The organism is Sphingopyxis sp. BSN-002, from assembly GCF_022024275.1.
Classification (GTDB): Bacteria; Pseudomonadota; Alphaproteobacteria; order Sphingomonadales; family Sphingomonadaceae; genus Sphingopyxis.
This window is the reverse complement of the sequence record NZ_CP091804.1, coordinates 993,472-1,007,945: the sequence shown is the minus strand read 5'-3', so window position 1 is coordinate 1,007,945 and position 14,474 is coordinate 993,472. Positions and strand designations below refer to the sequence as shown.

Annotated in this window: 15 protein-coding genes; 8 read left to right on the top strand and 7 right to left on the bottom strand. The window is 65.7% G+C overall.

What is annotated here, in order from left to right:
- The first annotated feature begins 3 nt into the window (after window positions 1–3).
- A complete protein-coding gene (locus L7H23_RS05070) occupies window positions 4–1,491 on the top strand; it encodes a Ppx/GppA family phosphatase (protein ID WP_237838267.1) in 1,488 nt (495 codons plus the stop codon).
- Here the strand turns inward: L7H23_RS05070 and rnd are convergent.
- Complete coding sequence (gene rnd / locus L7H23_RS05065; protein WP_237838266.1) at window positions 1,488–2,675, bottom strand: ribonuclease D; 1,188 nt, start codon at window positions 2,673–2,675, stop codon at window positions 1,488–1,490. The two genes, L7H23_RS05070 and rnd, sit on opposite strands and share 4 nt — an antisense overlap.
- Window positions 2,676–2,855: 180 nt before the next feature.
- Here rnd and aspS point away from each other — a divergent pair, with 180 nt between their 5' ends.
- From aspS to L7H23_RS05040, 5 genes are all read left to right on the top strand, one after another.
- Window positions 2,856–4,646, top strand: a complete 1,791-nt coding sequence (aspS, locus tag L7H23_RS05060; protein ID WP_237838265.1) for an aspartate--tRNA ligase — start codon at window positions 2,856–2,858, stop codon at window positions 4,644–4,646.
- A gap of 3 nt (window positions 4,647–4,649) precedes the next feature.
- A complete protein-coding gene (locus L7H23_RS05055; protein WP_237838264.1) occupies window positions 4,650–5,522 on the top strand; it encodes an alpha/beta hydrolase in 873 nt (290 codons plus the stop codon).
- Between the two features lie 59 nt (window positions 5,523–5,581).
- Window positions 5,582–6,514: a hypothetical protein gene (locus L7H23_RS05050; protein ID WP_237838263.1), complete on the top strand. Its 933-nt coding sequence runs from the start codon at window positions 5,582–5,584 to the stop codon at window positions 6,512–6,514.
- Window positions 6,515–6,582: 68 nt separating this feature from the next.
- Entirely contained in the window at window positions 6,583–7,368 is a 786-nt protein-coding gene (locus L7H23_RS05045) for a polyphosphate kinase (RefSeq protein ID WP_237838262.1), read from the top strand.
- Between the two features lie 55 nt (window positions 7,369–7,423).
- Window positions 7,424–7,960, top strand: a complete 537-nt coding sequence (locus L7H23_RS05040) for a J domain-containing protein (RefSeq protein WP_237838261.1) — start codon at window positions 7,424–7,426, stop codon at window positions 7,958–7,960.
- Between the two features lie 16 nt (window positions 7,961–7,976).
- Here the strand turns inward: L7H23_RS05040 and L7H23_RS05035 are convergent, their stop codons facing one another.
- Both L7H23_RS05035 and mtgA read right to left on the bottom strand, forming a co-directional pair.
- Window positions 7,977–8,456: a hypothetical protein gene (locus L7H23_RS05035; RefSeq protein WP_237838260.1), complete on the bottom strand. Its 480-nt coding sequence runs from the start codon at window positions 8,454–8,456 to the stop codon at window positions 7,977–7,979.
- Window positions 8,457–8,477: 21 nt separating this feature from the next.
- Window positions 8,478–9,185 (bottom strand): monofunctional biosynthetic peptidoglycan transglycosylase, encoded by a 708-nt coding sequence (gene mtgA / locus L7H23_RS05030; RefSeq protein WP_237838259.1) that lies wholly within the window; start codon window positions 9,183–9,185, stop codon window positions 8,478–8,480.
- 105 nt (window positions 9,186–9,290) lie between these two features.
- Between mtgA and L7H23_RS05025 the strand changes: the two genes are divergently transcribed.
- Window positions 9,291–10,088 (top strand): transporter, encoded by a 798-nt coding sequence (locus L7H23_RS05025; protein ID WP_237838258.1) that lies wholly within the window; start codon window positions 9,291–9,293, stop codon window positions 10,086–10,088.
- A gap of 30 nt (window positions 10,089–10,118) precedes the next feature.
- On the opposite strand, the gene L7H23_RS18510 is transcribed toward L7H23_RS05025, so the two are convergent.
- The 4 genes from L7H23_RS18510 to L7H23_RS05005 all read right to left on the bottom strand — a co-directional run bounded on the left by L7H23_RS18510 (window position 10,119) and on the right by L7H23_RS05005 (window position 13,658).
- Window positions 10,119–11,240 (bottom strand): M23 family metallopeptidase, encoded by a 1,122-nt coding sequence (locus L7H23_RS18510; RefSeq protein WP_275671224.1) that lies wholly within the window; start codon window positions 11,238–11,240, stop codon window positions 10,119–10,121.
- Window positions 11,241–11,278: 38 nt separating this feature from the next.
- Window positions 11,279–11,665: a cupredoxin domain-containing protein gene (locus tag L7H23_RS05015; RefSeq protein ID WP_237838257.1), complete on the bottom strand. Its 387-nt coding sequence runs from the start codon at window positions 11,663–11,665 to the stop codon at window positions 11,279–11,281.
- A gap of 53 nt (window positions 11,666–11,718) precedes the next feature.
- Window positions 11,719–12,621, bottom strand: coding sequence for an RNA polymerase sigma factor RpoH (gene rpoH, locus L7H23_RS05010; RefSeq protein WP_237838256.1), 903 nt, complete (start codon window positions 12,619–12,621; stop codon window positions 11,719–11,721).
- A gap of 80 nt (window positions 12,622–12,701) precedes the next feature.
- Window positions 12,702–13,658, bottom strand: a complete 957-nt coding sequence (locus L7H23_RS05005) for an RluA family pseudouridine synthase (RefSeq protein WP_237838255.1) — start codon at window positions 13,656–13,658, stop codon at window positions 12,702–12,704.
- A 152-nt stretch (window positions 13,659–13,810) separates the two neighbouring features.
- On the opposite strand from L7H23_RS05005, the gene L7H23_RS05000 reads away from it, so the two are divergent.
- Complete coding sequence (locus L7H23_RS05000) at window positions 13,811–14,452, top strand: histidine phosphotransferase family protein (protein ID WP_237838254.1); 642 nt, start codon at window positions 13,811–13,813, stop codon at window positions 14,450–14,452.
- The last annotated feature ends 22 nt before the right edge of the window (window positions 14,453–14,474 follow it).

The following is a 14,474-nucleotide window of genomic DNA, read 5'->3' as shown; positions in this document are numbered from 1 at the left end:
ATTTTGGCACTTTTCCGTTCCTCGAAGCAGACGGTTCACCGCTCGGCCGTAATCGACATCGGGTCGAACTCGGTCCGCATCGTCGTCTATGAAGGCCCGGCGCGCGCGCCCGCGGTGATCTTCAACGAAAAGGTCGCTGCCGGATTGGGCAGGGGGCTGTCGATCGACGGCCGCATTGCGCCCGAAGATGCCGAACGCGGCCTGCTCGCACTCCGTCGCTATGCGCTGCTGGCGAAGCATATGGAGGTCGCGGATCTGCAATGCGTCGCTACCGCCGCGGTGCGCGACGCCGGAAATGGCCCGGCCTTCATCGCCGCCGCCGCCGAGGCCGGACTCGATATCCGTCTGCTTTCGGGTGAGGAGGAGGCCGAGGCCGCTGGCTATGGCGTGCTCTCCGCCATTCCGGATGCGCATGGCATCGCGGTCGATCTCGGCGGCGGCAGCCTCGAGCTGGCCGAAGTCGCGAACGGCAAGGTCGGCCGCCGCGCCTCTTTCCCGCTCGGCGTGCTGCGTCTTCCCGCGCTCCGGAAGGACGGCGAACAGGCGTTCGAGCGCGCGATCCGCAAGATGCTGAAAAGCGCGGGCTGGCCGGGGGAGGGGTTGACGGGCCTGCCGCTCTATCTGGTTGGCGGCTCGTGGCGTGCACTGTCGCGTCTCGATCTCGAACTGACGAAGGACCCGCTCGCGGTGCTCGACCAGCACACGCTCCCGCGCACCGCGCTTCGCCGGCTGATCCGCGCGAGCAAGCGGCTGAGCTTCGAAGAGCTGCGCGCGATCCCCGGCATGGCGTCGAACCGCGCCGCAACCTTGCCCGACGCGGCGGCGCTGCTCGCCGCGCTTGTCAACATCCTCGACGTGCCCGAAATGACCGTGTCGTCGTCGGGCCTCCGCGAAGGGTTGCTCTATCAGGCGCTCGACGAGGACACGCGTGCACAGGACCCGCTGATCGTCGCCGCCGAGTTCGAGGGCCGCCGCCTCGCGCGTTTTGCGCCGCACGGGCGGGCGATCGCCGACTGGATCGCGCCGCTCTTTGCCGGCGAAGCGCCCGCCGACAGCCGCGTCCGCCTTGCCGCCAGCCTGCTCAGCGACGTCGCCTGGTCGGCGAACCCCGATTTCCGCGCCGACCGCGGCACCGAGATCGGTTTGCACGGCAACTGGCGCAGCATCGATATTCCCGGCCGTATCCTGCTCGCGCGGGCCCTGTATGCCGGCTTCGGCGGTGCCGATTCCGATTTTCCGGTGATGGGCAATCTTGTGAGCGCGGATCGTCTTGAACGGGCGCGCCAATGGGGCCTTGCGATCCGCCTCGCGCAGCGACTGACCGGGGGGGTCGAGGCGCCGCTGAAAGCCAGCGGCATCGCGCTCGTCGATGGCAAGCTGCGCCTTTGCCTCGATGCTGGCTGGCATCATCTGGCAGGCGAATCGGTCGAGCGGCGCCTGCGCATCCTCGCGCAGGCGCTCGATGCGAAGCCGGAGCTTGTGCTGCTCTAGACTTCGGTCGCGGCGGCCGCGTCGATCTCGCTCATCACCAGCTTGCCGTTGACGACGGCAAAGCCCATGCGGCCCTCGACCAGATCGAGCGCAGCGTGACCGAACACGTCGTATCGCCAGCCCTGCATCATCGGAATATCGTTGCGTGACCCCGCGGCCAGCGCCTCAAGATCGTCGCTCCGCGCGATCAGCCGCGCCGCCACATTGAGCTCGCGCGCCCGGATCTTGAGGAGCAGCTTCAACAGGTCGGCGACGAGCACGCCTTCCTTGCCGAGCCCCGGCCCCCGCGGCGCGCGGTCGGGCATGTCGTCTTTCGCCATATTCTTCGCATTGGCGAGGGCGTCCATCAGCCGCCCGCCGATGTCGTTCGACTTCCACGTCGCCGACAGCCCGCGGACGCGGCCGAGCCCGTCCTGATCCTTCGGCGGATGCGCGGCGAGATCGGCGAGCGTCTCGTCCTTGACGATGCGGCCGCGCGGCAGATTCTTGCTCCGCGCCTCGCGCTCGCGCCACGCGGCGAGCGCCTGCAGCCGGCCGAGCACGTCGGGCTTGCGCGACGGCACCTTGATCCGCTGCCATGCGTCGTCGGGATCGAGATTATAGTTCGACGGATCGGCGAGCTTTTCCATTTCCTCGTCGAGCCAGTGGCCGCGGCCCGTCTTGACCAGCTTCTTCAGCATCATCGGGAAAATCTTCGCGAGATGCGTCACGTCGCCGATCGCATAGTCGATCTGTCGCTTGTCGAGCGGGCGGCGGCTCCAGTCGGTAAAGCGCGCGCCCTTGTCGAGCTGGATACCGATCCACGCCTCGACCAGGTTCGAATAGCCGACCTGTTCGGCCTGACCCAGCGCCATCTGGCCGATCTGCGTGTCGAAGATCGGATGCGGCGTCTTGCCGGTCAGGTTGAAGATGATTTCGACATCCTGCCCGCCGGCATGAAAGACCTTCAGCACATCCTCATTGTTCACCAGCAGGTCGAGCAGGGGTTTCATGTCGATCCCGGGAGCCATCGGATCGATCGCCGCGGCATGCTCGCTGTCGGCCACCTGGATCAGGCACAGCTCGGGCCAGAAGGTGTTTTCGCGCATGAATTCGGTATCGACCGCGATGAAATCGCTGCCTTTGATCAGATCGACAAATTCGACGAGCGCTGCGCTGGTTTCGATGAGCGGATGGACTTGCATGTCTGGGCCTATACAGCGATTTGCCGCCACAGGCAGGAAAAAATACCCCCTGCAAACAAAGTCGGCGGAAGCGGCAAATCGGCCCTTCACCCTTGACAAATGGCGCGCCGTGCTGCCTTGGGCGCGGCCATATTCGGCGTGTTTTCCCGCATGCCTCCCCGGACATTGAAAGACGAGAATATGCACGCCTATCGTACCCACACCTGCGCCGACCTTCGCGCCGCCAACGTCGGCGAGGAAGTCCGCCTCTCGGGCTGGGTGCACCGGACGCGCGAGCATGCGAATGTGCTCTTCGTCGATCTTCGCGACCATTATGGCATCACCCAGATCGTGGTGGAGACCGGTTCGGACCTCTATCCGACGGTCAACGCGCAGGGGCCCGAGTCCGTTCTGACGTTCACGGGCAAGGTTGCGGCGCGCTCGCCCGAGACGCTGAACCCGAAGCTCGCGACCGGCGAGATCGAAATCTACCCGAGCGCGGTGACGGTGCAGTCGTCGGCTGATCGCCTGCCGCTGCCGGTGTTCGGCGAGACCGAATATCCCGAGGAAATCCGCCTCACCAACCGCTTCCTCGATCTCCGCCGCGAGCGGCTGCACAAGAATATCGTGCTGCGCTCGAACGTGATTTCGTCGCTGCGCCGCCGGATGATCGATCAAGGGTTCACCGAATTCCAGACGCCGATCCTGACCGCGAGCAGCCCCGAGGGCGCGCGCGACTATCTGGTTCCGAGCCGCGTCCACCCCGGTAAATTCTACGCGCTGCCGCAGGCGCCGCAGATGTTCAAGCAGCTGCTGATGGTCGCGGGCTTCGACCGCTATTTCCAGATCGCGCCCTGCTTCCGCGACGAAGATGCGCGCGCCGACCGTAGCCCGGGCGAATTCTACCAGCTCGATTTCGAGATGAGCTTCGTCACGCAGGACGATGTCTTCAATGCGATCGAACCCGTCCTGCATGGCGTGTTCGAGGAATTCGCCGATTTCGACGGCAAGGGTCGCACCGTCTCGCCGCTGCCGTTCCAGCGCATTCCCTACCGCGAATCGATGCTGAAATATGGCAGCGACAAGCCCGACCTGCGCAACCCGCTGCTCGTCCATGACGTGGGCGATTTCTTCAAGGGTTCGGGCTTCGGCCGCTTCGCGACGATGGTCGAGGAAGGGCAGGTCGTCCGCGCCGTCGCCGCCCCCGAAACGCACGAGAAGAGCCGCAAATTCTTCGACGAAATGAACAGCTGGGCACAGTCGGAAGGTTTCCCGGGCCTCGGCTATGCGACGCAGAAGGACGGCGTGTTCGGCGGCCCGATCGCCAACAACCATGGTCAGGAAGGCATGAAGGCGATCGCCGACGCGATGGGTCTCGGCCCGAACGACGGCATCTTCTTCGCCGCGGGCGTCGAGGCAAAGGCCGCGAAGCTCGCCGGCCTCGCGCGCACCCGCGTCGCCGATCAGCTCAACCTTATCGACAAGAGTCGCTTCGAATTCTGCTGGATCGTCGACTTCCCGATGTTCGAGGCCGACGAGGACACCGGCAAGATCGATTTCAGCCACAATCCCTTCTCGATGCCGCAGGGCGAGATGGACGCGCTGACGAACAAGGATCCGCTCGATATCCTCGCCTATCAGTATGACATCGTCTGCAACGGCGTCGAACTGTCGTCGGGCGCGATCCGGAACCACCGCCCCGACATCATGTACAAGGCGTTCGAGATCGCCGGCTACAGCCAGCAGGATGTCGATACGAACTTCGCCGGCATGATCAATGCCTTCAAATTCGGCGCGCCGCCGCACGGCGGCTCAGCGCCGGGCGTCGACCGCATCGTGATGCTGCTCGCCGACGAACCGAACATCCGCGAAGTGATCGTCTTCCCGATGACGCAGAAGGCCGAGGACCTGATGATGGGCGCCCCGGCGCCGGTCAGCGAAAAGCAGCTCAAGGAACTCAGCATCCGGCTCGTCGACGGCCCGAAGAGCTAAGGCATGAGCGAGCCCCGGGAGCACCGGCAGGAAACGCCGGACGGCGCCATCTGCTGGTTCGAATGGGGTGAGCCGGGGCAGGGGCCTTCGGTGCTCCTGCTCCACGCGACGGGCTTCCACGCGCGCCTCTGGGACCAGGTCGTCGCGGCACTGCCCGCGGGCACGCATGTCATTGCGCCCGATCATCTCGGGCACGGGCGCAGCGCCAAGCCCGCATCGCTCTCCGAATGGGCGATCACCGCCGACGCGCTGCTGCCGTTGGTCGATCGCTTCGCCGGCACGAAGCTCGTTGGCTGCGGGCACAGCATGGGCAGCTATGTGCTGAGCCGCCTCGCGGCCGAGCGCCCCGATGCGTTCGCGCATCTCTTCCTGATCGACCCGGTGATCATGGATCCCGTTTTCTACGCGCACGCGGCGGACCAGCCGGTGCCCGACGCGTCGGAACATCCCGTGTCGCGCCGCCGCAACCGCTGGGACGGCTGGGAAACGATGTTCGCCAGCTTCGCCGAGCGCCCGCCTTACGCGCATTGGCAACCGGAAGTCCTCGCCGACTATTGCCGCTATGGCCTGCTTCCTGCCGCAGATGGTGAGGGCTGGGAACTCGCCTGCCCACCGCGGCTCGAGGCTTCCGTCTACCTCGGCGCCGCGCACACCGATCCCTATGCGTGGCTCGGCCACATCACCGCGCCGTCGACCGTTATCCGCGCTCGCACCGGCGAGCGTTCGGGCAATCTCGATTTCTCGGTCAGCCCGTCCTGGCCCGGCCTCGGCGCGCGGCTCGGGGCGGTACGCGACGAGCAATGGGCCGAGCATAGCCATTTTATCCCGATGGAAGTGCCGCAGCGCCTCGCCGACCTGATCGCCGCCGCGCTTTGACAGCATGAGAGCGCTGCGATAGCCCACCACCGGGTCGATGAACCGGGGGGGGGTGATTCATGCTGCGTCCGCTGCTTGCCGCGACTGTCCTTTGTCTTGCGACGCCGGCAGCGGCCGAAACGCTGCCGATCGGTGGCAGCGACCCGGCCGTCGCGAACGTCAACGACCTGCTCCGCATCGCGGTCGAGCGCTTCGAGGGCGAGGATGGCGCAACGGTCGCGCAGAAGCTGGAGGCTTCGCTCGGCAACGCGCAGTTTGGCGGCTACTCCTACTACCGCATCGTTGCGCCGGAATCCGTCGTGCCGATCGATGCGCTGCTCACCGGCACGACCCGCGCCAGCGTCGACGAGGTGCCGGTGACCGAGAAGCGCAAGAAATGTACCGAATATGACCCCGCCGACAAGAACAAGTGCGTCAAGGAAATCGACGTCGACATACGCTGCCGCCGCCGCACGATCACCGTTGCGACGACCGCGCGGCTCGTCGCGATCAAGGACGGCTCGATCCGCTACACGCGCCCGCTGAGCGCGCGCGATCAGCAGACATGGTGCCCCGACCGGGCGGCCTCGCGCACCGTTGACGACTATATCGAATGGGCCGAGGGAGATCAGGTGCAGGCGATCCGCCGCGACTTGGCGCCGACCGGCTACAACATCGATGTCCGTGTCGACGAGAACCGCAAGGGCCTCGCCAAGCCCGCGGCCGAGACTTTCAAGGACGCGATCCGCCTCACCAAGAGCAACCCCGCCGCCGCCTGCGCGGCGTGGGCGGGCCTCACAAGCGGCGCCGAGCCGACCGCCGCGCTCGCCTTCAACCTCGGTCTCTGCGCCGAGATGGACCGCGATTTCGACGCTGCGGTCGACTGGTACGGACAGGCGCAGCGCCTCGGCTCGAAGAACCGCGACATCGGCGAGGGGATCGCTCGCGTCGACCGCCACCGCCGGGCGCTCGCCGACTGGGCGGCACGCAAGCGTCTGATGGGCGTAAACTGACATTTCTGTGCCGTAAACGGACACAGGATGCGCTTGGTCCCGCGTCGGTGCGCCGCTAGGATGGCGGCATGACGATCCAGCTTTCCGACTATGAGACCGGCGCCAAATATGACGGCGACTATGGCAAGGATATCGTGGCGCTCGAGGATCGGCTCGAACGGCTGCAGGCCGCGCACATCACCCATGATCAGCGCAGCGTCATCATGTTCGAGGGCTGGGACGCTGCGGGGAAGGGTGGCATCATCCAGCGGCTGACCGCGTCGCTCGATCCGCGCTATTTCGAAGTGTGGCCGATCGCCGCACCGAACGACGAGGAAAAGTCGCGACATTTCCTCTGGCGCTTCTGGAAGCGGCTGCCCGGCAACCGCGAAATCTCGATCTTCGACCGCAGCTGGTACGGCCGCGTCCTCGTCGAGCGCGTCGAGGGCTATGCGACCGAGGCCGAGTGGCGCAAGGGCTATGACGAGATCAACGAGTTCGAGGCACAGCTGACCGGCAGCCGCACGAACCTGGTCAAGCTGTTCGTCCACATCACGCAAAAGGAACAGGACGAACGCTTCGCCGATCGCCTGAACGATCCGTGGAAGCGATGGAAGACCGGCGCCGACGATTATCGCAACCGGTCGAAGCGCAAGGAGTATCTCGCCGCGATGGAGGAGATGTTCCAGCAGACCGACACGCGCTGGGCGCCGTGGAAGGTGATCGACGGCAACAACAAGAAGGCCGCACGCGTCGCCGCGCTGACGCATATCGTCGAAACGCTCGAGGCCGCGGTGCCGATGACCCCGCCCGATCTCGACCCCGCCGTGGTCAAGCTGGCGCACAAGGCCTTCGGTTTTTCGCCGAAAGGCTAGGTTTTTCGGCCGCCCCGCCTAGCCAATCGACGCCCCCGTTGCTACATGGGGTGGAATGAGCCGCGCCAAGAGATCCGACGACTGGGGTTTTCCCCGCTGGCGCCCCTATGGCTCGTCGCGCGAGACGCAGAAGGTGCGCCTGTGCGACCGCCACGGTTGCACCAACCCCGGCAACTGCCCCGCGCCCAAGTCGCCGAACAGCCCCGAACGCTGGTATTTCTGCGAAACACACGCCGCCGAATATAATCGCGGCTGGGACTATTTCGCGGGCCTCAGCGCCGAGGACGCCGCGGCGCGCGCCGCCGAAGAGGCCGCAGGCGCGCGCAGCTATGCCCGGGCGCAGCATTATGCCTGGGGCGGATCGGGCGACGGCAGCCGCAGCGCCGACGAAATGCGCGCGCTCGAACTGCTCGGCCTCGACCCCGACGCCGATTTCGACGCGACGAAAAAGGCGTGGCGTGCCTATGCGAAGGAATGCCACCCCGACGTGAAGCCTGACGATGCCGAGGCCGCCAAGCGCTTCGCGGCAGGGCAGGCGGCTTTCGAGGTCCTCAAGCAGGCCGAAGAGCGGAAGAGCTGGAAGCCGGCGTAGTCTTTCGGAAAAGTCGTCAGGGATTCCATCCGCCAGTTGCTTCAAATCTCCGGGCGGCGGCGTGGTCGATCAGGTCGACCCTTTTGGTCACTTCTTGAGAGAATATTCGCCATTGGCCGTCACGTCGCTCGCATGTGAACGTCTCTTTGGTGACCATATAATCTCCCGAGTAGCGCCCATCGAAAGCAACCTTTCGTGAAATGACCTTGAGCCTGATGATCTGACGATTGCCTGCCACAGGATCCGGGCGCCATTCTCGCAGTGTCGTGCTATATTTGGGGCAAGGGCCAGACAGGCTGACGGCGGCCCATTTTCCTTTCTCCCGTCCGGGCCATTGGCTGAATCCGTCAGACCATGTCAGGTACGGCACCGCTTCGTTGGTCTGGCAATCGACAGCGTCGCGCCAAGCCTCGATGACGCGTATGCAGCTGTTGGGCGGAGCCGCCGAGGTACTCGTGGTTTGCGCGAAGATGAGCAATGGAATGAGCTTCAACACGCCGTCGGTCCTCGCATATCCCTACTTGTAGATGCACCCGTCCAGCCCATCGCGCCCCACAACCCCGATCCGCGCCCGGATCGAATTGCCGTACCGCCGCGTGAACCCGGAAGGGCTCACCGCCTCGCGCTTCTTTGGCAGCGGCAGGATCGCGGCGATGCGCGCGGCCTCCTGCGGGGTCAGCTTCGATGCGCCGTGCTTGAAATAGCGCTGCGCCCCCGCTTCGACGCCATAGGTGCCGAGCCCGGTCTCGGCGACGTTCAGATAGACTTCCATGATCCGCCGCTTGCCCCAGATCTTTTCGATCAGGAAAGTGAACCACACCTCGGGAACCTTGCGGATGTAGCGCGTCCAGCCGCTGCCCTGCCACAGGAAGACATTCTTCGCGGTCTGCTGGCTGATCGTCGATCCGCCACGCATCCGCTTGCCCTTGGCGTTGCGTTCGATCGCCTGCTCGATCGCCTGACGGTCGAAACCATCGTGGCTGCAGAATTTGCCATCTTCCGCCGCGATCGCGGCGCGCACCATGTTTCGGTCGATGTTCGACAGGCTGGTCCAGTCCTTGGTGATCCCGTTGCCGTCTGTCAGCATCGTGATCGTCACCGGTGGCGGTACCACCGCGTAAATCACGACCCAGACGACCGAGATCGCGATGAACCAGAGGAGCCATTTGAACGGCCGCAGATACCAGGGAAGCTTGCGCGACTTCGCGCGGGGACGGGTTGCCATGGCGGCAAACTAGCCGCTTGCGGGCGCGAGGCAAGCAGGCTTGATCCCCGAGCGGTCCTGTCCGACAAATGTCGCCCGAAATCATGAGGAAGGAATAGAGTGCGGATGCCGTTTCGAACGATGGCGCTGATCGCGGCGTTGGCGTCCGCCGCCCCGGCGCTCGCCGCGGAGGCGCGCGACCTCTGTCCGGATCGCCCGGGGCTGGGAACCCCGGCCTGCACTGTGGAGGCGGGACAGCTGGTCTTCGAACTCGGCCTTGCCGACTGGACCCGCGAGGACGACGGCCCGCAGCGAACCGACACGATTCTCGCGGGCGAGGGTTTGCTGCGCATCGGGCTGACGTCGACGCTCGAGGCGCAGATCGGCTGGACGACCATAGGGCATGTTCGCGAGCGCAACGCGATCGCCGGTACTGTCGAAGGGCGGACCCGCACCGGCGACGTCACCTTCGCACTGCGCCAGAATCTCCGCAATCCCGACGGATCGGGTTTTTCGATCGCCGCAATGCCCTATGCTAGCGTGCCGACCGGCGGTAGCGGCGTCGGCGCGGGGGACTGGGGCGCGGGACTGCTCGTTCCGGTAAGCATCGAGGCCGGATCGGTGTCGATCGGCCTGACACCGCATGTCGACGCGGCGGTCGATGGCGACGGGAACGGACGTCATCTCGCCTATGGCACGGTTGCGGGTATCGGTTTCGACCTGTCCGGCGACGCCTCGATGGCCGCCGAACTTTCCGTTACCCGCGATCGGGATCCCGCCGGACGCAGCACGGAACTGCTCGCGGGGCTTTCGGCGGGCTGGCAGCCGGACGACGACAGCCAATGGGATATCGGCGCCAATCTCGGTCTCAACCACGACAGCCCGGACCTTCAGCTTTATGCGGGCTATGTACGGCGTTTCTGATCGCAGTTCCTGCTGTGGCCCGCGCGCGTTCTAATCGGGGAAGCGGATGACGCTGTTTGCGGCAGGTAACGAGGGGCCGTGAACGCGTTCTGCAGGCTGCCATGGCCCGCTGCCGAGGTCGCCGATGGCTGCATAGCGGCCGATCGTCTCCGTACCGTCCATCGCGAAGGGCAGGCCTTCGGCGGCGAGCGGCGAGGGTGCCGATGCAACATGGAAATGAAGGTGCGGTGCCGACCCCTGTCCGGTGAGGCCAAGGCGGCCGATCGCCTGCCCGCGCTTCACCCGGTCGCCGGGCTTCACCTTCAGTCCGGGTTGCAGATGCTCGTAAAAGGCATAGCGGCCGTCGCCCAAGTCGAGCGCGACGAAATTGCCCGTCGCGTCACCGATCGACACACGCGGCAGGTCGGCGCGCAGCTTCGGCTCGGTGAAATCGTCGCGCGTAGCGGCGACGATGGCATCGGCGACCGCCAGCACCTCGGCGCCATGGCTCAGCGAGTCGGCGAGTGCCTTGCCGTCGGTGCGGTCGAAGCGGCCCGCCGCGTCGATCTTCATGAAGTCGATCGCGAAGCGGCCGGGGATCGTCGCCTTGCCCGCGACCGCATAGGGCACGCGGCGATGCCCCCGCTCCATCTCGGGTGCATAGATCGCGACCCATGGTCCGCCCCGCAGCGGCGGGCCGAGGACGGGAAGGGGGCGGTTGTCGACTTCTATGCGGCCGGCATCGATCGTCGCTGCGCCCGACGCGCCGGTGACCGCGACGCTGTGCGCCAGCGTGGCGGGTGTGCCGTCGCCTTGTAGTCGGAGGTCCAGATAGGCGATCGTCCGGATGCCCGGCGCGATCGTCGGTCCCTTGGTGCCGCCGCCTGACGGCAGGTGCCCGAGTGCAGCGGCGAGCGTGTCGCCGGAAAGCACCAGCAATTCCGCGCCCGTCGCGGCGTCGTGCACCGCGATGCGATCGACCGTCAGCGGCGCCGAGGCGAAGTTGGTGAGGTGCAGCTCATAGATCAGGTGCCGCATCTCGCCGATCCGAACCGGCGCCGGGCGATAGGGAATAGCGGCATCGAACGCCTGCAACACGACGGAGGCGGGAGGAGCGGTTGCGGGGGCGGCGACAGGCGCCGGCGCCGCAGCGAGCAGGGCAGCTAGAAGCATGGCGCCACCCTATTGCGGGCGCCGCCGATCGCAAGGGGTCAGTCGACGATCACTTTGCCGGTCATGCCCAGCGTCGAATGGCCGAAGTGCGAGCAATGAACCTTGTACGTGCCCGCCTTCGGGGTCAGCGTCACGTCGCTGCTCTCGCCCTTGCCGAGCGAGACGCGGCCCTTGCCGCCCTCGACCCGCGTACGGTTCGCGGCGTCCATGGCCGCGGCGGCGAAGAATTCCGGCGCGGTGAAATCATGCCCGCCCGATCCTTCATTGACGAAATGGATCGTCACCGTCTGCCCGGCATGAAGATGCAGGTCGGCAGGGGTGAAGCTGAAATTCGCCAGCGTCACGGTCACCCTGGCCGGGGTTTCGGCCGCGGTGACGGGAACGGAAAGTACGAGCGCCGCAAGCGCGAGCGGAAAAATACGCATGGCATGTCTCCTCGGCCGGAGGATTCCGGCGTTACGGCACCCGCGATTTCGTGTCAGGCGTTGATCAGCCGGCGGTCGCCCGCGAGCTTCAGCATCGCCTTCTGCAGCTTCTCGAACGCGCGGACCTCGATCTGGCGCACGCGCTCGCGGCTGACGTCATAGACCTGGCTCAGATCCTCGAGCGTCTTCGGATCGTCGGTCAGGCGGCGCTCGGTCAGGATGTGGCGCTCGCGCTCGTTCAGCGTTGCAAGCGCTTCGCTGAGCAGCGCGTGGCGCACGTCGCGTTCCTCGGCCTCGGCCACGCGTTCGTCCTGCAGCGGACCCTCGTCGCCGAGCAGATCCTGCCACTGGCTGTCGCCATCCTCGCCCATGGGGACGTTCAGCGATGTGTCGCCGCCCATCGCCATGCGGCGATTCATGCTGGTGACCTCTTCCTCGGTCACGCCGAGGTCGGTCGCGATCTTGGCGAGATGTTCGGGGCTGAGGTCGCCGTCCTCGAACGCGTCGAGGCTGTTCTTCATCCGGCGCAGGTTGAAGAACAGCTTTTTCTGCGCCGCGGTGGTGCCCATTTTCACAAGGCTCCACGACCGCAGGATGAACTCCTGGATCGAGGCGCGAATCCACCACATCGCATAGGTCGCAAGGCGGAAGCCGCGTTCGGGGTCGAACTTCTTCACGCCCTGCATCAGGCCGATATTGCCCTCGCTGATCAGCTCGCTGACCGGCAGGCCATAGCCGCGATAGCCCATCGCGATCTTGGCGACGAGGCGGAGGTGCGACGTGACGAGCTGCGCCGCAGCTTCATTGTCGCCATGCTCCTGAAAGCGCTTTGCGAGCATATATTCCTGCTCGGGGGTGAGCAGGGGGAATTTGCGGATTTCGGCCAGGTAGCGGTTCAGGCTCGCCTCACCGCCGAGCGCGGGCACCACTGCCGGAACATTGCTCTTGTTAGCCATTTTTCTGGTTTTCCCTTATTTTCAGAGGAGAAATATGCCGCGGTTGGCTCCAGCGGTCAAAATAGATTTTCATTCGAAACCTAAACGCGCAATTCATCGATCAGTTCCCGCATATCCGCTGGGAGTTCGCTGTCGAGCGCGACCCGGTTACCGGTCACCGGATGAATAAAGCCCAAATGGGCCGCGTGCAACGCCTGACGCGCGAAATTACGGGCTTTTAATGTTTCCGACAGCGGCTTTTTGACCCGTCCGTAGACCGGATCGCCGACCAGCGGATGGCCGATATGCGCCATATGGACGCGGACCTGATGTGTGCGGCCCGTTTCCAGCCGGCATTCGACCAGAGTCGCGCCCTTCAGCGGCTCGATCGTCCGGTAATGCGTGACCGCACGCTTGCCGCGCCCTTCGGCGACGACCGCCATCTTCTTGCGGTTCGTGCTCGACCGGCCGAGCGCCGCGTCGACCGTGCCGTTTGCCGGCGTCGGACGCCCGGTCGCGAGCGCGAGATAGCGGCGGTCGATGCTGTGCGCCGCGAACTGCTTCGCGAGGCCCTCGTGCGCCTTGTCGTGCTTCGCCGCGACGATCAGCCCGCTCGTATCCTTGTCGATCCGGTGAACGATGCCGGGGCGGGCAACGCCGCCGATCCCCGACAGCTGACCGGCACAGTGATGCAACAGCGCGTTGACCATCGTCCCGTCGAGATTGCCCGCGGCCGGGTGGACGACCATCCCGGCAGGCTTGTCGACGACGATCAGATGCTCGTCCTCATACGCGATGACGAGGTCCATATCCTGCGCGACATTGTGCGCCGGGGCGGGGGTGGGCAGGCGAACCGCCAGCGTCGCCGCGGCGGAGGCCTTGGCCGATGGGTCCCACAGCACCGCCCCTTTGGCATCGGCGACGCGGCCGCCCTTGATCAGCGTCTTCACCCGTTCGCGCGAAAGGTCGGGGAGCGCTTCGGCCAGCGCGCGGTCTAGGCGGAGCCCGGCCGCGCTGTCCGCGAGCGTCACAGTCAGTATTTCGTCGTCCCCCAACATTGATCGCGATATGGGGACGAGGCGCCGGTTTTCAAGCCTCTGGCGCCAGCGGAAGCCGGCATTCGGCGCATCACGCTTGCTCTTAACCATGTCCGTGCCTTAGGGAGCGAGCGCGAACCGGAAAGGTCCGGTTGCGGGGAGTGCACCGATCCATGTCCGACGATCGCGTCGATTTCGCATCCATGCTGGCCTCGCGGCTGTGCCACGATCTGCTCAGCCCCGTGGGGGCGTTCGCCAACGGGCTTGAACTACTTGCGGACGAGAAAGATCCCGAGATGCGCGCGCGCTGCATCGATCTGCTCGAACAAAGTGCCCGGACCTCGGCGAACAAGCTCAAATTTTTCCGCCTCGCCTTCGGATCGGCGGGCGGCTTCGGAGAGCTCGTCCCTGCCGACGAGGCGAAGTCTGCGATACAGGGAATCATCGGCGACCGGGCGATCGACCTCAACTGGATGATCGGCGCCGATCCGCTGCCCAAGCCTGCCGTGAAGATCATCCTCAACCTCGCGCTGCTTCTTGTCGACGCGCTGGTGCGCGGCGGGCGGCTCGATATCGGCTGCGAGAAGCAGGGAGAGGGGATCGAGATCGCCCTGCATGTCGAGGCCGAGCGTATCTTCCTCGATGGCGACGTCGAGCGCATCCTGGCAGAGGGCGAAGGCGCGACGGCGATGACCTCGCGGACTGCGCCCGCGGTGCTGGTGCAGGCCGTGGCGAGGCAGAATGGCGGCACCGTCATGCTGGCACGCGAAACGCCGACCTCGCTGCTGGTCGGGGCCGTGCTCAAGGGCCGCTGATCCGCAGCGCATTTTCGTGGTG